The sequence below is a fragment of the Paenibacillus sp. J53TS2 genome (genome assembly GCF_018403305.1).
Taxonomy (GTDB): Bacteria; Bacillota; Bacilli; order Paenibacillales; family Paenibacillaceae; genus Fontibacillus; species Fontibacillus rhizolycopersici.
The window spans coordinates 346,134-363,857 of record NZ_BOSK01000001.1 but is presented as its reverse complement, the minus strand read 5'-3'; the positions used below and the strand labels follow the sequence as shown (position 1 = coordinate 363,857).

General features: G+C 54.3%; 13 protein-coding genes. 8 read left to right on the top strand and 5 right to left on the bottom strand.

The features are described from left to right. Window positions 1-78 precede the first annotated feature (78 nt). Window positions 79-2,877, top strand: a complete 2,799-nt coding sequence (locus tag KJS42_RS01710; protein ID WP_213621773.1) for a glycoside hydrolase family 3 C-terminal domain-containing protein — start codon at window positions 79-81, stop codon at window positions 2,875-2,877. 73 nt (window positions 2,878-2,950) lie between these two features. On the opposite strand, the gene KJS42_RS01705 is transcribed toward KJS42_RS01710, so the two are convergent. Both KJS42_RS01705 and KJS42_RS01700 read right to left on the bottom strand, forming a co-directional pair. After that, the gene (locus KJS42_RS01705) at window positions 2,951-3,922 is read right to left on the bottom strand and encodes an iron-hydroxamate ABC transporter substrate-binding protein (protein ID WP_213621772.1); all 972 of its coding nucleotides are present in this window, start codon (window positions 3,920-3,922) and stop codon (window positions 2,951-2,953) included. Between the two features lie 98 nt (window positions 3,923-4,020). Then, entirely contained in the window at window positions 4,021-4,860 is an 840-nt protein-coding gene (locus KJS42_RS01700) for a helix-turn-helix transcriptional regulator (RefSeq protein WP_155605231.1), read from the bottom strand. A 161-nt stretch (window positions 4,861-5,021) separates the two neighbouring features. Here KJS42_RS01700 and fabF point away from each other — a divergent pair, with 161 nt between their 5' ends. The 3 genes from fabF to KJS42_RS01685 all read left to right on the top strand — a co-directional run bounded on the left by fabF (window position 5,022) and on the right by KJS42_RS01685 (window position 8,917). After that, a complete protein-coding gene (gene fabF, locus KJS42_RS01695) occupies window positions 5,022-6,260 on the top strand; it encodes a beta-ketoacyl-ACP synthase II (RefSeq protein WP_213621771.1) in 1,239 nt (412 codons plus the stop codon). Between the two features lie 178 nt (window positions 6,261-6,438). Then, window positions 6,439-7,542, top strand: a complete 1,104-nt coding sequence (locus KJS42_RS01690; protein ID WP_213621770.1) for a DUF4349 domain-containing protein — start codon at window positions 6,439-6,441, stop codon at window positions 7,540-7,542. Window positions 7,543-7,717: 175 nt separating this feature from the next. Beyond that, complete coding sequence (locus tag KJS42_RS01685) at window positions 7,718-8,917, top strand: VanZ family protein (protein ID WP_213621769.1); 1,200 nt, start codon at window positions 7,718-7,720, stop codon at window positions 8,915-8,917. Window positions 8,918-8,945: 28 nt separating this feature from the next. Here KJS42_RS01685 and KJS42_RS01680 read toward each other — a convergent pair whose 3' ends face one another. Together KJS42_RS01680 and KJS42_RS01675 are read right to left on the bottom strand one after the other, a co-directional pair. Then, the gene (locus tag KJS42_RS01680) at window positions 8,946-10,265 is read right to left on the bottom strand and encodes a sensor histidine kinase (RefSeq protein WP_239483645.1); all 1,320 of its coding nucleotides are present in this window, start codon (window positions 10,263-10,265) and stop codon (window positions 8,946-8,948) included. 56 nt (window positions 10,266-10,321) lie between these two features. Continuing rightward, window positions 10,322-11,008: a response regulator transcription factor gene (locus KJS42_RS01675; RefSeq protein ID WP_193415158.1), complete on the bottom strand. Its 687-nt coding sequence runs from the start codon at window positions 11,006-11,008 to the stop codon at window positions 10,322-10,324. Between the two features lie 160 nt (window positions 11,009-11,168). Between KJS42_RS01675 and KJS42_RS01670 the strand changes: the two genes are divergently transcribed. Both KJS42_RS01670 and KJS42_RS01665 read left to right on the top strand, forming a co-directional pair. Next, window positions 11,169-12,668 (top strand): multicopper oxidase family protein, encoded by a 1,500-nt coding sequence (locus KJS42_RS01670; protein WP_213621768.1) that lies wholly within the window; start codon window positions 11,169-11,171, stop codon window positions 12,666-12,668. 41 nt (window positions 12,669-12,709) lie between these two features. Continuing rightward, the gene (locus KJS42_RS01665; RefSeq protein ID WP_213621767.1) at window positions 12,710-12,916 is read left to right on the top strand and encodes a DUF5957 family protein; all 207 of its coding nucleotides are present in this window, start codon (window positions 12,710-12,712) and stop codon (window positions 12,914-12,916) included. A gap of 6 nt (window positions 12,917-12,922) precedes the next feature. Here KJS42_RS01665 and KJS42_RS01660 read toward each other — a convergent pair whose 3' ends face one another. Next, a complete protein-coding gene (locus tag KJS42_RS01660; protein ID WP_213622093.1) occupies window positions 12,923-13,804 on the bottom strand; it encodes a LysR family transcriptional regulator in 882 nt (293 codons plus the stop codon). Window positions 13,805-13,945: 141 nt separating this feature from the next. On the opposite strand from KJS42_RS01660, the gene KJS42_RS01655 reads away from it, so the two are divergent. After that, a complete protein-coding gene (locus tag KJS42_RS01655) occupies window positions 13,946-15,334 on the top strand; it encodes an MFS transporter (protein ID WP_213622092.1) in 1,389 nt (462 codons plus the stop codon). Between the two features lie 135 nt (window positions 15,335-15,469). Then, on the top strand, window positions 15,470-17,662 hold the full coding sequence (locus KJS42_RS01650; protein WP_213621766.1) for an alpha-galactosidase: 2,193 nt from the start codon (window positions 15,470-15,472) through the stop codon (window positions 17,660-17,662). Window positions 17,663-17,724 lie beyond the last annotated feature (62 nt).

The following is a 17,724-nucleotide window of genomic DNA, read 5'->3' as shown; positions in this document are numbered from 1 at the left end:
GTATAGTTATAGCTAGGTCTACTACTTATGAGGCATCCCGTAACGGGATCTACTAACGGATAGGAGAGAGCAGAGATAATGAGCAAATCGATGTTGGGCGTTCCTTTGGAAGGTTTCGCCGAGTACAGCCGAATCGCGGCAGCCGAAGGCGGCGTTTTGTTGAAAAATGAAAACGCTATGCTTCCGATTCGTGAAAATGAAATTGTATCCGTTTTCGGAAGAAGTCAAATCGATTACTACCGAAGCGGCACGGGGTCTGGCGGCGCCGTGAACGTTCCTTATGTCGTCAGCATTTTGGACGGGCTCCGGGCCAATCCACGCATTCAGGTCAATGAGCAGCTGGCCGGGCAATATGAGCAATGGATTGCCGAGAACCCGTTTGATAACGGCGGCGGCGGTTGGGCTGCAGAGCCTTGGTGCCAGCAGGAAATGCCGCTGACGGACGAAATCGTAGCGGAGGCTAAGAAGGTGACGAACAAGGCGGTGGTCGTCATCGGCCGGACGGCCGGCGAGGATAAGGATAATGCCGATACCGAGGGAAGCTATCGCTTAACCGAGCAGGAACGGCTGAATCTCGAAACGGTCACCCGGCATTTTGAACAGGTCGCGGTACTCATGAACGTTGCTAATGTCATCGACATGAGCTGGATTAACGATCCGGTACACGACGGCCGAATCCAGGCGGTCATGTTCGTATGGCAAGGCGGAATGATCGGCGGTCATGCGGTGGCCGACCTGCTGTCGGGAGATGTCACGCCAAGCGGCAAGCTACCGGATACGGTCGCTTATCACATCGAGGATTACCCGTCCACAGCCAACTTTGGCAGTGAAGTGCGGAACTTCTATGAGGAAGATATTTATGTAGGTTACCGTTATTTTGAAACATTCTGTCCGGATAAGGTCCTATTTCCTTTCGGTTATGGACTCTCCTACACATCCTTCACCTGGAGCGTGCAAGGGGTGAAGCTCGAAGGAGCGGGCATCGATGCCCGGCTTGAAGTTAAAGTTGCGGTGACGAATACCGGAGCGGATTTTGCCGGAAAAGAAGTTATTCAGCTGTACTATGAAGCGCCGCAAGGTCAATTGGGCAAACCGGCCCGGGCGCTCGGAGCTTTTGCGAAAACCAAGTTGCTCCAGCCTGGCGAATCCGAGGTGCTGACGCTGCAATTACCGGTGTGGCGGATGGCCTCCTATGACGACGGCGGCTTTACGGGGAATAAATCCTGTTATGTATTGGAAGCCGGCGATTACGAGCTTTATGTCGGCAATAGCATCCGAAACACGGAACGGGTTGCCGTGAGCGGGAAAGCGGCGTTCCATCTTGCTGAACTGGCCGTTGTTGAACGGCTGGAGGAAGCTGCGGCTCCGGTTGAACGTTTTTCCCGGATGAAGCCGGGAATCCGCAAGGCGAACGGTACGTATGAAATCGTGCGCGAGGAAGTCCCGCAGCGAACGATTTCGCTCAGAGAACGCATCGAAAGCAGATTACCGGAAGCGTATCCGCAAACAGGCCATCGTGGCATCATGCTGAAGGACGTTCAAGCCGGTAATTCCAGCCTAGAGGAATTCGTCGCTCAACTGAGCGACGCGGATCTGGCCACAATCGTGCGCGGCGAAGGCATGAGCAGCCCGAAGGTCACGCCGGGAACGGCTTCCGCTTTTGGCGGGGTAGGGGACAATCTGCTGGAGTACGGGATCCCGGTGGCTAGTGCTGCCGACGGCCCTTCCGGCATTCGCATGGACAGCGGTTTGAAGGCAACTCAACTGCCAATCGGCACGTTGCTCGCTTCCAGTTGGGATGTTGGACTGGTAGAATCGTTATACGTGCTGGAGGGACAAGAGCTTCTGCAGAATGAAATCGACACCCTGCTGGGCCCGGGAATCAACATCCATCGGCACCCATTAAATGGACGGAATTTCGAATATTTCTCCGAAGACCCGTATTTGACCGGTTGTTTCGCGGCGGCCATGACGCGTGGGATTAAGAAAGGCGGCTCGTCCGCGACGGTGAAGCATTTTGCCGGCAATAACCAGGAGCAGGCGCGTTCGAAAGTGGACACGGTTGTCTCTGAACGGGCTTTGCGCGAAATCTACCTGAAAGGCTTCGAAATGACGGTGAAAGAAGGAGAAGCGACTTCGATCATGACCTCCTATAATCCGGTCAACGGTCATTGGGCGGCTTCCAACTATGATCTCAACACGACCATTCTCCGAAACGAATGGGGTTACGAGGGCATCGTCATGACGGACTGGTGGGCAGTCATGAACGACTGCGTAGAAGGCGGACCGGCCGATGCGAAGAATACATCCTTCATGGTACGTGCCCAAAACGATCTGTATATGGTCGTGAACAACAATGGCGCGGAGATCAATTCGCTGGGGGATAATACGCTAGAAGCTCTGGCTAATGGATCGTTGACGGTCGGCGAATTGCAGCGGTGCGCCATGAATATTTGCCGGTTTTTGATGAATGCACCGGTATTTGCCCGTGAACCGAAATCGGCTGACGAGGTCCGCTCGATCCAGGCTGTACAAGACGGTAAGTTCGTTGTCGGGGAAGGCACAGAAGTCTATTCGTTGTCCCGCTCGGAAAGCGCCAAAGTTCTGGCCAGTGCACAGACCGTGGTGGTGAAGGTGCGGGAAGCCGGGGTGTACACGGTGACAGCGCATATTCGATACGAAGCCATGAACCTGTCGCAATCCGCCTGCAATCTTCTGTTGAATGGCGAGCTATTGACCACCGTGCAGACGAATGGCACCTTTGGAAAATGGGTCACTCAGAAGCAGCTCCGCATCGAGCTTACAGAAGGCGATTACGAGCTGAAGTTTGATTATATCAAGCCGGGTCTGGAAATCGGCTGGATCGAGTTCATTTAATAAATGAAAAAGGGATGAGCCCTTCCGTTCGGAAGCAAGGGCTCATCCCTTTTGATTTATTTAGCGTGAGGCATTAAGGCAGAGAGAGGAATCCGTCCTTAAAGATCTTCAACAAATACTCCAGCGTGACCGGATCGCTGTATGTCGAAGCGGCGGTGTCGATCTCGATGACATGGCCGTTTTTGACGGCCGGAATGTTCTTCCACGTATTGGATTGCAAAAACTCGTTTTGGGCTTCTTTGTTCTGGCTCAGCACGATGTAATCTCCGGCATATTCAGGCAGGATTTCATTCGATAATGTGTAGTAGCCGGGGCCCAAGGCATCCTTCTTCGCTTTTTCCGGCATGTTAAGTTCCATCATTTGATATAACAACTCCGTACCGCGGGCCCAATTGTTCCCGAATACATAGAAGTTCTTCGTGTCATATTCGAAAACGGAGACGGTGGCGTCCTTGCCGATCTTGGCTTTGATCTCTTCGCCTGCTGCTTTGGCACGGGTCGTGAAATCCTCGACCCAGGCTTTAGCTTCCGCTTCCTTGTTCAGCACTTTCCCGATTTCCACCTGCTGCGCCAAATAGTCCAGCTTACCCCAGGTATAAATGATCGTCGGCGCAATTTCGCTTAGTTTATCGAGATTTTTCATATGCGACCCGGCAATGATGAGGTCGGGTTCCAAGGCGAAGATTTGCTCCGGATTCTCTTCCGATACGACAGCGATGTCTTTTAATTTGTCGGTGAAGAGCGGGTTTTTCATCGTCCAGGTGTCCACACCGACCAGCGAGCCACCCAACGCCACAATGTTCGGAGCGTTCGTCAATGCTACGATCCGTTTCGGATTGGCGGGAATTTCGATGGGACCGTTCTCCGATGGATATGTAACCGTATCGGAAGCCGAATCCGTTGCCGCGGAGTCGTTTCCGTTCGTGCCACCTGCGGCGTTCTCGGTCTGGGTATTGGCCGCAGAATCCTGCCTTGCCGATTCGTTACCGCAGGCTCCAGCCAGGACGGCGAAGGCCAAAATAAAAGGGATAAACAGCTTCTTCATACGTGATTCTCCTTGTCACTGATTTATATGATAATGATTATCAGTATCACTATGAATCACAATACGAATTTCTTCGCGGTTTGTCAATACTAATCCTTTCATGTTCCCTCTAGTAATTTCTTGAGCTTGGCTTCCGTCGCCGTTCCTTCGATTGGGGTATAAATGCTGCAGCGTAGATCCGCATCGCCCTGTACTTGAAGCGAGGTCAAGTTAAATAGCATTTTGCCGGCTTTTGCATGGCGGAATTCAATCATGACTTCCGGAGCGGCGCTGACTTCGCTCTGGTTCCACAACTCCTGGAAATCCGGATAACGCTGCGACATTCTTTCGATGAACTGCGAATACCAGGGGTCTGCGACGTATTGTCCATAGTAAGCGCGAAAGATGGCCAAGAAGCCCTTGACGAAATGCGGCCAATTGACGGCCAGACTGCGCAGTTCCTTCTTGGCAAAAGGGAGGGAGATCAAGTTGCGTTCCTCATCCGGGATCTGCTCGAAATCTACGAATACGTGGGTGGCGGCGGGATTCCATCCGACAATATGGCAGTGACGGTCGGAGATAATTGTCGGGCAATATTTCAACTCTTGCAAAATTTTATGGAGCGACGGGTTGATCACGGGATCCTTCTCTTCAACCCAATCCGGGTGAAAACCGCTGTCAGACGCCAGGTCAAACAGGTACTTACGCTCGTCTGCGTTCAGTCGAAGCGCTCCGGCAATCGCATCGAGGACGGAGGGAGACACCTTGATATCCCGGCCTTGCTCCAACCAGGTATACCACGTCGTACTTACCCCAGCGAGCTGGGCGACTTCCTCGCGCCGCAAACCCGGTGTCCGTCGGCGCGAACCTGCCGGTAAACCTACCGTATGGGGATGCAGTTTGGCGCGTTGTGTTTTTAAAAATTCGGATAAGGCTTCTAATCTCGGTTCTGTGCTCATCCGCTCATGTCCTCCTCCTTGGATACATCGTTAGTGTGTTATCTATTATACTAGGATAACTAAAAACTTGTAATAGGATACTTTGGGGCTACAATAGAAAACATTAGAGGTTTATTGGCGACACGCAGCATCTGGTCGCGATACCTGAAGGAGGATGACGAATGGAACGGGTTGTAATTACCGGGATGGGGATCTTGTCTCCGCTGGGAAATGATGTCGATACATTTTGGCAAGGATTAAAAGAGGGACGGTCCGGGATTTCACCGATCGATCGTTTTGACGTTACGGCGTTTGGCACCAAGATTGCGGGGCAAGTCCGCGGGTTTGACGGCGAGGCGGTGTTCGGGCGGAAGGAAGCACGCAAGATGGATCTCTTCTGCCAATACGCACTGTATGCCGCCGAACAAGCCGTTCAGGATGCCGGCTTGCAACCGGAACTACTGGATCGCGAGCGATTTGGCGTATACGTTGGTTCAGGCATCGGCGGGATCGAAACGCTGGCGGACAATGTTAGAGTCTTGGATGAGCGCGGACCGAACCGGGTCAGTCCCAGCCTGGTGCCGATGATGATCTCCAATATGGCCGCTGCGCAGATCAGCATCCGCTTCGGCGCATTGGGCGAAACGCTATCACCGGTTACGGCTTGCTCGATCGGCAACTCGTCGATCGGCGAAGCGTTCCGGTTAATCCGCAGCGGCGAAGCCGACGTGATGATCGCCGGCGGTACGGAAGCGGCGGTGCATCCCCTCGCGCTGGCCAGCTTCGGGAATGCGACCGCGTTATCGAAGCGGAACGACTCTCCTGAGCAGGCTAGCCGGCCGTTTGACGCCGATCGCGATGGCTTCGTGATGAGCGAGGGCGCGGGGATCGTCGTGCTGGAGTCGCTGACGCACGCGTTGCGGAGGGGAGCACGTATCCACGGCGAAGTGATCGGCTACGGCGCAAGCTCAGATGCTTACCACGTTGTCGCATCGCATCCCGAAGGCGTCGGAGCTTACCAGGCGATGAAGCGGGCGCTTGCTTCGGCGGGGATTACGCCGGATCAGGTGGACGTGATCAGCGCCCATGCGACAAGCACCCATGTCGGCGACCTTGGGGAGACGAAAGGGATTAAGAAGGCGTTTGGAGAACACGCCTATCGTATTCCAGTTACGGCGAACAAATCGATGATTGGCCATATGTTCGGCGCGGCCGGCGGTGCGGAAGCGATCGCCTTGGTTCAATCGCTGAAGGAAGGGCTTATCCCGCCGACCATCAACCTGGTAAATCCTGACCCGGAATGTGATCTGGACTACGTCCCCCATGAATCCCGCCGGGCCGATCTTGAGATCGGGTTGTCCAACTCGTTTGGATTCGGCGGTCATAACGCCGTGATCGTACTGCGTAAATATCAGGAATAAGCTGGAAAACGAACCGTCCTTCGGGACGGTTATTTATTTTGCAAGACGGGCAACTTTCTTGACTCTTGAAGCGTTAAGATGGTAAGAGACGACTTTACACGGTGAACAGATAAAGCGAACCGACAAAGCCGGCATCGTGCGGGAGTCTTGAAACCTGAAATAGTAGGGGGTCATACCTATGGGCAAGAGGGGGAAACAGGTTGCCGTTTGGAGTATCGTCGTAGTGATTCTGCTGTTGCTGGGCGGCTGTGGAAGCGCTAGCAATGATGCGGCCTCGAATTCGTTAGCCTATAGCGGGGCGGCGAATAAGGCAACCAGCTCGGCCGAAAGCGAAATGGATGGGGGAAGCACCGCGGCGGTCGCTGCCGATACGGCTGAAGCGCCCGCTGCACAGGATCTGAAAGCGGACGGTGGCAGCGGGAGCAGCAATACGGCGGTGAATCCCACCCCAGGATTTCAACAAGTTGCCTCAGATGCAGGGATTAGCAGTAAACTCATTTATCGGGCGAGCGTTGTCATGGAAGTGAAGGATTACGCCAAAACGCAATCGGAGATCCGCAATTTGGTGATGCTGGCGGGCGGGTACATCGTCGAATTTTCCGAGAACCAATCGCAGCATGAACAAGGCGGCAACTTCGTGCTGAAGGTCCCGGCGGCAGGCTTCTCCTCGTTCCTGGACCGTTTGGAGGGACTGAAGCCGGAATCGTTGCAGCGGAGCATTCAAGGACAGGATGTCTCGGAGGAGTATGTCGATCTGGAATCCCGTTTAAAGGTCAAGCAGGCCATGGAAGCGAGGTACTTGAAATTCGTCGAGCAAGCGACCCAAACCAAGCAACTGGTTGAATTCGTGAATGAGCTGGAGCGAATTCAAACGGAGATCGAGCAGATTAAAGGGAGAATGCGGTATATCGACAGCAATGTGTCCTTCTCGACGATTGAGATTCGCGTGTACCAGCCCGATGTTTCGCAGCTGTCAGCGGCGGCAAGCGGCGATACTCCGCTGTTGGAGCGGATGAAAAAGGCTTTGACAGGCAGCATCGACGTGTTGTCACTCTTCTTCCAGTGGCTGGTCGTATTTGCAGCCGGCGCGTTGCCGCTGCTCATCATCGCAGCCTTGATCGTGATCCCGATCTGGATGGCGCGCCGGAAGAACCGGGCGGAGCGGGAGCGACGCCGTGCACAGCTTCAGGCGGACCAGGCGGTAGGACCGATGGCCGGTTCCGTGACGCCGACGAAGCCGGACACGGTGGAAGAGAATGGGGACTCAACGGAAGAAAATTAGGTCCCGGATGAATGTAAAAGCAAGCCCAAGGGAATGCCCTTAGGGCTTGCTTTTTTTGCGTGTAAGGAAATAGGATAATCCTTCCCAATTCTTAAACTAAACTTAAACGGGATGCATTCCGTTCTATGTTAAGATGAATGAACCAAACTACCCAGATTGAAAGGGTTGACTTTTGATGTTAGACAATTATTTATTTCCCATTACGTATGCTTTCGGTGCGTTTCCGATTGTGGCGTTATTGTTCACCTTACCGTTCCTGGTCGTGCAATACCGGCGGCACGGTTATGTCAATAAGGTTAGAGCGTTCGTGTTGTACTTGTTTCTGCTTTACTTGCTGAATGCTCTATTCCTTGTTATGCTGCCGTTGCCCGCGAGTCGCCATAACCTGCCGCTTAGCGACGGAGCGTTGCAGTTGATTCCATTTCACTTTTTCCAGGACATTGTCAAAGAAACCGCGATCGTTCCTGGGGAGCCGTCAACCTATTGGCGGGTTCTTCAGGAGCGGGCTTTCCTGCAGGTGATCTTTAACGTAGCCTTGACCGTACCCTTCGGAATACTGATTCGGTATTATTTTCGCTCAGGCCCGATCACGAGTTTGATCCTGTCGTTCCTGCTCTCCTTGTTGATTGAAGTGACACAGCTGACCGGAATCTATGGAATATATGATCATCCGTACCGCGTCTTCGACGTCGACGACTTGATGACCAATACGCTCGGGGGGATGATCGGTTTCTTGCTGGCCGTATGGCTGTCCCGGTATTTGCCGCGGATCGAACATCTGGACCGGGGGGTGAATCTGGCGACAAAACGGGTGACCTATACCCGGCGCGGGCTGGCCTTATTTTTCGACTATCTGATTTGGGGTGCCTTGATGACCGTCATTTATCGGTTAGGGGTTAAGGAAGCTTATTTCGTGTCCACGGGATTATATTTCATGTTGATGCCTTATTTGACCGGCGGGAAGACGCCTGGCAAGTGGATGGTAAGGATCCAACTGGTCGGACTTCCGGCGGACGAGGGGGAGCAGAAGCCAACCGGCAGCTTGGTCGCAACCGTACAGCGATATTTGTCCGCCACAAAGGCGGGGCGGCAAACCGTAGGCCTGCTTCCCCTGATCGTCCGCTATGGGCTGCTCTATTGGGGAGTGTTTGGCCTCAACCGCCTGTTAGTTTTCCCGCCGGCCGACATGCCGAGCTTGTTCCGGGTGCTGTTGGCCGTCCTCGTTCTAGGCGTGAACATGAGCTTCTTCATCCATGTCGCTAAACGTTTCTTTCGGAAGGAGCCGCTGTTGTTCTACGAAAAAATCAGCCGTACCGGTCATGCTATCATGTTGAAGGAGCCGACTCGTGATGGGAGGGTTCGTGTAAAACGCTAATATACGGATTCATGGAACCTTCCAACAATTAGGCGTGCTCCCGTTCAATAATAGGCAAAGTGACGATAAAAGCCGTTCCTTCTCCGGGGCGGCTTTCTGCTTCCAGGGTGCCTAGGTGGTTTGCGACGAACTCCTTGGCGATGGCCAGTCCCAGCCCCATCCCTCCGGCGTGGCGAGAACGCGCTTCATCCGTACGGTAAAAGCGATTGAACAAATAAGGCAAGTGTTCGGGGGAGACGCCGGGGCCTGTGTCTTGAACGCGAATCTGCAGCATCGGTCTCGGGCTAGGGTTGACCGTCGAAGCGACGTCCACATCCCGCAGCGTTAACATGACCCGTCCGTCTTCCGGCGTATATCGGATCGCATTGTGCAGCAGGTTAAGAAAAACCTGCATCATCCTCTCCGCATCAGCCGAGACGATCGAGCGGTTGCCCATAACCTTCATGGACAACGTGATGTTCTTGGCCTCCGCTTCCCAGCTTACTCGCTCCACGACTTCTCGCAGCAGTTTACCCATATCCGTTGGCCGAAGATCCAGCGGCAGCTTGCCCGCCTCCGCCAACGACAGCTGGTGCAGGTCGCCGACGAGTCGCGTGAGTCGGATCATTTCGTCCTGGATCGGAAGCAGATGCTCCGGCTGAATTTGGCCGCCGCCTTGCTGCAGGAGGTCCAGCTTCCCGCGGATGATCGTGAGCGGCGTACGCAGCTCATGGGCGACGTCGGCGACTAGATTCCGGCGAACTTCTTCGGCTCGCGCCAACTGCGCAGACATGCCGTTGATCGCTTGCGCAACCTTGCCGTATTCGTCTTTGGAGTTCACCGGTGCTTGAATCCCGAATTCGCCGCGGCCCAGCCGATCGATGATCGGTACCAGCCGGCGCAACGGGGAAGTGAGCCATCGCGAGACGAAAAAGGCGGCCCCTAGCGAGAGTAGCATAAAAACAACCGCCCCGCCTCCAACAAGGAAAACGACCGAGATGGGAGTGCCGATTCGCAGCTTGGACAAATTAGCCACATCGGAATCGTAGTAGTAAACCCAACCGATGGTTTTTCCCTCCATGGAGAGCTCTCTGTGGATTCCTAGTCGCTCGAGCAATCGAACCGGCAAGTCGTCGCTGACCGCCAGCATCCGACGCTCGGCATCCATCAAGCCGATGCTGGGCGCGAGTCTCCCTTCCGGCACAAGGCGTGCCAAATCCGCGGGTGTCAGCGAGGTCCATGAGCTTCCGTGTTTCTCATAATAAGCCTCGATTTCCTCCTCCAGTTGATTCAGTTCCTCCGTCCTAGACGATTGCAACATGACCTCTAAAGAGTCCCGGATCGTGAAATAAGTGAAAAACATAAACATCAAACTGACCCCGAAAATAAAAGCGGCGATGACGAGAAAAAGTTTGCGGGAAACGGTCATGGCTGCGGGGCTTCAAACCGGTAACCAAACCCGTATACAGTTTTGATGTAAACGGGGTGGGCCGGATCATCCTCGATTTTTTTGCGGATGCGGCTGATATGGGCGTCTGCCGTGCGCTCGTCATTGGCGAAGTCATCTTCCATCGCGGCCAGCAATTGTAGCCTGCTGTAGACGATACCCGGTCTTGCGGCGAGTGTCAGCAGTAGCTTGAATTCCGTTGGTGTCAAGGCAATCTCCATGTCCCGCTTCCACACGCGGCATTGCGCTTCGGAAATCGTCAGTTCTCCGTAGTTCAGCAACTGCTCAACCCCCGAGTTTCCTTCGATCCGTCGTAACACGGAGCGGATACGGGCGGCCAACTCGCGCAAAGAAAACGGCTTGGTCATGTAGTCGTCGGCGCCCACCTCAAGTCCTATTAATTTGTCGGTTTCCTCTACACGTGCGGTTACCATGATAATTCCGGCCGTCCCCGTTTTTCGCAGCTCCCGACAAACCTCAATTCCGCTCATTTCCGGCAACATCCAGTCGAGCACAACTAACGATGGTTTATGCAAAGCGGCTTTGTGCAGCGCCTCACGCCCTGTCGCGGCCGTGAGGGTTAGAAATCCTTCCTGCTGCAAAAAGGGTTCCATAAATTCAATGACTTGACGCTCATCGTCGACAAGCAGTAAGGTATGTGGCATTGTGGTTCGTCCTCCCATGCTTGTTTTTTTCATTATATCCGCTTTCTACCCACTTTCCATCCCACCCGGGAAATTTCACTGAAACCGTAACGGATCGTCATAAGTTCTCAACATTTGACGGATATGATGAGGGCGTACCAACAAGGAGGAGGAAAACAAGATGGCCGGAATCGGCTTGAAATTGAATAAGTTGAAACATTGGAGTGTGTGCTTCGGCGCCCTGCTACTCTTAACTTCATGCGGCTACAATGAGCTTCGTTATCCGGAGGAAGTGGATATGAGCCAAATGCATCATGGAGCCGAAATTGGCGATGCCCCGAATCCTATCGGCCATGAAAGCCGCGAAGGTCACGAAACCTCTGGAGCCGGCGAATCGGCCGCGGCGATCTCCTGCACCGAGTTGAAGGAGGTTGAATCCACCGAAGGGGAGCAGGATCAGGTGAGAAGCTTTGATCTGACCGCGGCAAAGACCGTTCTAAACCTGGAAAACGGGAAAAAGACGGGGGCCTGGACGTTCAACGGAACTTCGCCCGGTCCGGAACTGCGGGTCAAGGTAGGAGAGCGGGTGAAAGTAACTTTAACCAATCGGGACATTGACAAGGGGGTCACGATCCATTGGCATGGGGTGATTCTGCCTTGCTCTCAGGACGGTGTGGCCGGCGTTACGCAAGATGCCGTTTGGCCGGGGGAGCATTTTACTTATGAATTCATCGCCCGACATCCGGGGACTTACTGGTATCATTCCCATCAGCAAAGTTCGGAACAGGCGGGTAAAGGGCTGATCGGCCGGCTGATCGTCGAGCCGAAGCTGTCGGATTTTCAATACGATCAAGATTACGCTGTTACGCTGCAATTGCTGAACGAGAAGTTGAAGCTGACCAACGGGCTCACCGGTGGCTTGCATCTCGACGCAGCTCCTGGAGAAACGGTTAGGCTGCGACTGATCAACGCCTCTAGTGAGGTGCAGTGGATGGGGGTGGCCGGTGTGGACTTCCGGGTGATCTCAATCGACGGACAGGACTTACACGGCCCGGGGATGCTCCGGGAACAATGGATTCCGATCGGCGGAGGCCAGCGCTACGACGTGCTGTTTACAATGCCGTCAAGCGGACAGGTCGAAGTATACAGTAAAGAGCACAAAGCCTGGAATGTTAGGTTGGGGAGCGGTCCGCTTCCAATGCCGCTGAGTAAAGACGCGCCGCAATTCGACTTTACGGATTATGGAACTCCGCTCGCGGATGGAATCACCGCTGATATGAAATTCAATCGAGTTTATGATCTGAAGCTCGGACTCCTCGACATTAACGGTAAGAAATTTCACGAAATTCCTCCGCTTCTTGTGAAGGAAGGAGAGTGGATCAAAATCCGGTTCAAGCATACCTTCGGAGGCCCGCATCCGATGCATCTGCACGGACATCTCTTTAAGATCTTGACAAAGAACGGCAAACCGTTGACGGGAAGTCCCGTATATGCGGACAGTGTTCTTCTGTTCAACGGAGAGGAATATGAAGTGGCCTTCAAAGCGGATAATCCCGGCTTGTGGATGGAGCACTGCCACAATCTGGGCCATGCGGCCAACGGGATGACGATGATGGTGAACTACGAGGGTTTGACCACACCGTATCGCGTGGGAACCAAATCCGGTAATCTGCCAGACTAAACGGAAGATTAGTCATTTTCTATTCTTAGGAGGAATTTACGATGAAAAAAGCACTTTGGTTTATCGCTGCGTTGATTGGCGGATTGATTGGCGGATTGGTCCTCAGCGAAATCATCGCGATCTCCGCGGTCACTTGGTTTAGAGGCGATCTCTCCTGGCTGAGAGGCATCAAGTATTTGCCGCTCGTGACCGCGGCGTTGGCAGGGTGGGGCGTTCTTAAGCGACCGCTGCGCAGAAGTAAGCAATAAGCGATTTTACGCCTCACTATAATATTCGCCGAGAAACTGCCGAAACCGACGTGCGGCTTCGGATAAATATCGGCGTTCCAGCCAAGCGACCGAGAAAACGCGCCGACACTCCGGGCTTTCAATCCGCAGCATCGGGTAGGGAGGGCGTTCGTCCTTCCGGCATGCCGGTACGAAGGCGACGCCTAATCCGGCCTGGACGAGGCTGCCAAGCGCGTTCGGTTCGTCCACCTCGCAGACGATGCGTGGGCGAATGCCCGCAGTCAGGCAGAACGATTCGTTCATTTTGCGAAACGGGTGGCCTGCTTTATATTCGATAAAAGGTTCGTCCGCCACGTCTTCGAGGCGGACGCTTTTGTTTGCCTCCAGGCGGTGGCCGGGCGGGACGGCGAGAAACACCTCGGCATCCAACACCGGCTGCTCGCACACTCCCGGATGATCAAGCGAGGAAGCGGTGAAGCAGAGATCGACCTCGCCTTTTTCCAGCAGCTCGATCATTTCCTCGACGGATGCCGGCGAAGTCTGAAGGATGCGGAAGCTTACCTCTGGGTAAGTTTCGCGAAAGGCCCCAAGCGCGGTCGTAATACGCCCCAGCGTATTTGTGGCCAAGTGGATGCTGCCGCGCTCCAACCCAGCCAGATCCGCCACCTCCTGCCGCCCCTCATCGAGGACGTCAAGCGCGGTCTCGACCTTTTTCAAAAAGGCTTTGCCGAAGGCGTTTAACCGAATCTGACGATTTTGCCGATCGAACAGCGGTACTCCCAAGTCTTCCTCGAGCCTGGCAATCGTCTTACTGAGCGCCGGCTGGGCGATGTGCAGCTCTTGGGCGGCTCGGGTCATATGCTCCATATGAGCGACCGTGCGGAAATACTCCAATTGCAGTAATTCCATGCGCATGATTACTCCCCTCTATTTTGAATTCGATCAATCGATATCCTCAAGGTTATGAATATATAAATTAATATATATTTTTCATTATTAATATTCAATCATACAATAACTTGTGAGGAAATCGACAGGGGGACGATCATGATGAAAAATGCCGTTTCATCCGAGGCGAGCGAGAAACTGATCCGCGTTTTGGCTTTTACGATGATCTTGTCATCCATGGGGGCAACGATGTTTAATATCGTGCTCCCCGAAATCAAAGGCGAATTCGGTTTGTCCGTGACCCAGGTCAGCTGGGTTTCAACGGCATATGCTTTGATTTACGCCATCGGGGCCGTGATTTACGGGAAGCTGGCGGATGCTTTTCAGTTGAGGAAGCTGCTGACATTCGGGTTAATCTTGTTTTGTGTAGGTTCATTAACCGGACTGTCGGCTCAGGCGTATTGGATGGTCTTGCTAGGCCGCGTGCTGCAGTCAGCCGGAGCGTCAGTGGTGCCCGCGGCCGCGATGATCATTCCGGTACGGCATTTCCCTGCCGAGCGCCGCGGGTATGCGCTGGGGATTACAGCCACGGGACTCGCGATCGGTGGCGCGATGGGTCCGGTCGTGTCTGCGCTGCTGGTCAGTTTGGTCGATTGGCGATGGTTGTTTTGTATTCCTATGCTCATGCTGTTCACCTTGCCGTTCTACCGTAAGTACCTCAGCGACGAGCCGATTCAGACCGTTCGGATCGACTGGCTTGGCGGGGGGCTGCTTGGCAGTACAGTCACGTTGTTATTGCTCGGTGTTACCTATGGGCGGTGGGAGCTGTACTTAGGCAGTTTGATCCTGTTTCTCTTATTTCTTTGGCGAATCCGAGGGGCCTCGCAGCCGTTCGTGAATCCGCGGTTATTTCGGAATAAAAGCTATTCGTACGGGCTAGTGCTGTCGGTGCTCGTCTTGGGGATCGGTTATGCGCTGCCATTCCTGACGCCCCAGCTGCTGGCGGAAGTGAACGGGCTTCCTCCCGGTTGGATCGGGTTTGCCATGGTGCCAGGGGCTGTTGCATCGGCGATCGTCGGCCGTAAAGGGGGGAAGCTCGCAGACGCCAAGGGCAATTCCTTCGTTGTTTATGTAGCGTCCCTACTGCTGATCAGCTGCTTTGCTCTGATTTCGGTGGGGTCCGGGGCGGCAGCAGGCTGGATAGCGGCAATTCTGATCTTGGGCAATGTGGGGCAAATGTTCATGCAACTGGCGTTGTCCAACACGATTTCCCGCACCCTGCCCAAGGAGCAGACCGGTGTGGGCATGGGGTTGTTGTCCATGCTGGGCTTTTTGTCCGGCGCGGTCTCGACCAGCCTCTACGGCAAGGCGGTAGACCACGGCTCCGTATCCCATTGGAACCCGCTGAATCCATTTGAGGGCTCCGCCGTGTTCGCCAATATTTATTTCGTTTTGGCGTTGCTGCATATCGGCATTCTGCTGTCGTACCGTTATTATCATCGCCAAACTCAACGTGCCACGGAGACTTTGATGAGCGACAGGCCTCATTGAGTTAAACGTGATTAAATCACAAAAATCCATATAGAAGATCACTTTATTCTCGTTACTCCTCCTGGGTATGATAGTAGAATGGAGTAAGATGAATGCAAATAAAGTCAGATAAGAACCTACCAGGAGGATCGCGAAATGTCTATCATTTTCGATGAAGCGAAAGGCCTTTTCCATTTGCAATCCCGCAATACGAGTTATGTGATTCAGTTGGTACACGGGTATCCCGCGCATGCGTATTTCGGTGCCAAGCTTCGTCATGACAGCAACCTGGAAGGTTTGTTAACCTTCCAGGAACGTGCATCATTCAGCCCGAATCCCATCCCGGAGGATAAATCGATCTCGCTGGACTCCCTACCGCAGGAATATCCGCAATACGGGACAAGCGACTTCCGGAGCCCGGCTTACCAAGTGCGGCTCGCCAATGGCACCCGGGCGACGGAGTTGACGTATCGCTCCCATCGAATCGTCCCGGGGAAGCCGCTTCTTGAGGGGCTTCCTGCCGTTTACGTCGAGCAGGATCGCGAGGCGGAAACGCTGGAGCTGGAGCTGGAGGATCGCATCTCCGGCCTGACCGTCGTGTTAAGCTACACGGTGTTTGCGGATTTTGACGCCATCGCCAGATCGGCCCGGCTCCGCAATGAGAGCGGTGAACCGATCCAATTGGAGCGTGCACTTAGCGCCTCAGTTGATTTCCCGGACGCTTCTTATGATGCATTATACCTGTCCGGTGCCTGGGCACGCGAACGCCATGTGCAGCGCAGACGGCTGGCTCCGGGGGTGACCGGAATCAGCAGCCGCCGCGGTTCAAGCTCCCACCAACAGAATCCGTTCCTGGCGTTGCTGCGGCCGGATGCCACAGAGCAGCAAGGCGAGGTTTACGGCTTCAGCCTGGTTTATAGCGGGAACTTTACCGCCGAAGCGGAAGTCGAGCAGTTTGGGACAACCCGGGTTTCGATCGGGATCAATCCGTTTGATTTCACTTGGAAGCTGGCGCCGGGGGAGAGTTTCCAAACGCCGGAGGCGGTGCTTGTGTATTCCGCCGAAGGGCTTGGAGGGATGTCGCGCACCTATCATCGGCTGTATCGGACCCGGTTGTGCCGCGGGCAATTCCGCGATCAGGAACGACCGATCCTCGTCAACAACTGGGAAGCGACGTATTTCGATTTCAATGCGGACAAAATTGAAGCCATCGCCAAAGCAGGCAGCAAGCTGGGCATTGAGCTCTTTGTACTGGATGACGGCTGGTTTGGCCGGCGCGATCGCGATAACAGCTCGCTGGGCGACTGGTTCGAGGATCGCCGCAAGCTGCCCGACGGGTTGGCGGACTTAGCCCATCGTGTCAAGGACAACGGACTGCAGTTTGGCCTTTGGTTCGAGCCCGAAATGGTCTCTCCGGACAGCGATCTGTACCGGGCCCATCCCGACTGGTGCTTACACGTCCCGGGGCGGCGACGCACGGAAGCGCGCGATCAGTTGGTGTTGGATATGTCGCGCAGCGATGTGCGCCAGTACTTGTACGACCGACTGAGCGATATCTTCTCCACGGTGCCGATCACGTACGTCAAGTGGGATATGAACCGGAACATGACGGAGATCGGATCAGCAGCTAGTTCGGCCGAACGGCAGGGAGAGGTAGCTCACCGATACATGTTGGGTCTGTACGAACTGTTGGGACGCTTGACGAGCGAATTTTCGCATATCCTGTTCGAGAGCTGCTCCGGAGGCGGAGGCCGATTTGACCCAGGTATGCTGTATTACATGCCGCAAACTTGGACAAGCGACGATACGGATGCGGCGGAGCGCTTGAAAATCCAATACGGCACCAGTATCGTCTATCCGGTATCCACAATGGGGGCGCATATCTCCGCCGTGCCGAATCATCAAGTGGAGAGAACGACTCCGCTGACGTTCCGAGGGGACGTGGCGATGTCCGGCAATTTCGGCTACGAATTGGATCTCACTCGGTTTACGGACGAAGAGAAGGAAACAGCCAAGCGCCAGATCGCGATGTACAAAGAAATTCGCGGATTGGTTCAACAAGGTGATTTGTATCGTCTACAAAGCCCGTTCGAAGGCAACGAAACGGCTTGGATGTTCGTCAGCCCAGATCAAGAGGAAGCGCTCTTGTTCTATTTCCGGGTGCTCGCAGAACCCAACGGCCCACTGCGCGGCGTCAAACTGCAAGGGCTTGACCCGGCTAAAGATTATGAGTTGGCCGGAAGCGGTGAGGTATACGGCGGTGACCGCTTGATGAGTGCCGGCTTGTCCATGGCCTCGGTGCGCGGCGACTTTAGCAGCAAGATGGTTCGACTGAAAGCGAAGCGATAACATAAGCAAAGACCTGAAGGAGGCTTCACTCCTTCAGGTCTTTTTTGTTCGCCAATCGGCAT

What these genes read in the sequence shown, in the direction of transcription:
- KJS42_RS01710 (WP_213621773.1), top strand. Translation starts at nt 79, where the DNA reads ATGAGCAAATCGATGTTGGGCGTTCCTTTGGAAGGTTTCGCCGAGTAC.
- KJS42_RS01690 (WP_213621770.1), top strand. Translation starts at nt 6,439, where the DNA reads ATGGGCAAGAGGGGGAAACAGGTTGCCGTTTGGAGTATCGTCGTAGTG.
- KJS42_RS01685 (WP_213621769.1), top strand. Translation starts at nt 7,718, where the DNA reads ATGTTAGACAATTATTTATTTCCCATTACGTATGCTTTCGGTGCGTTT.
- KJS42_RS01670 (WP_213621768.1), top strand. Translation starts at nt 11,169, where the DNA reads ATGGCCGGAATCGGCTTGAAATTGAATAAGTTGAAACATTGGAGTGTG.
- KJS42_RS01675 (WP_193415158.1), bottom strand. Translation starts at nt 11,008, where the DNA reads ATGCCACATACCTTACTGCTTGTCGACGATGAGCGTCAAGTCATTGAA.
- fabF (WP_213621771.1), top strand. Translation starts at nt 5,022, where the DNA reads ATGGAACGGGTTGTAATTACCGGGATGGGGATCTTGTCTCCGCTGGGA.
- KJS42_RS01665 (WP_213621767.1), top strand. Translation starts at nt 12,710, where the DNA reads ATGAAAAAAGCACTTTGGTTTATCGCTGCGTTGATTGGCGGATTGATT.
- KJS42_RS01655 (WP_213622092.1), top strand. Translation starts at nt 13,946, where the DNA reads ATGAAAAATGCCGTTTCATCCGAGGCGAGCGAGAAACTGATCCGCGTT.
- KJS42_RS01650 (WP_213621766.1), top strand. Translation starts at nt 15,470, where the DNA reads ATGTCTATCATTTTCGATGAAGCGAAAGGCCTTTTCCATTTGCAATCC.
- KJS42_RS01705 (WP_213621772.1), bottom strand. Translation starts at nt 3,922, where the DNA reads ATGAAGAAGCTGTTTATCCCTTTTATTTTGGCCTTCGCCGTCCTGGCT.
- KJS42_RS01700 (WP_155605231.1), bottom strand. Translation starts at nt 4,860, where the DNA reads ATGAGCACAGAACCGAGATTAGAAGCCTTATCCGAATTTTTAAAAACA.
- KJS42_RS01660 (WP_213622093.1), bottom strand. Translation starts at nt 13,804, where the DNA reads ATGGAATTACTGCAATTGGAGTATTTCCGCACGGTCGCTCATATGGAG.
- KJS42_RS01680 (WP_239483645.1), bottom strand. Translation starts at nt 10,265, where the DNA reads ATGTTTATGTTTTTCACTTATTTCACGATCCGGGACTCTTTAGAGGTC.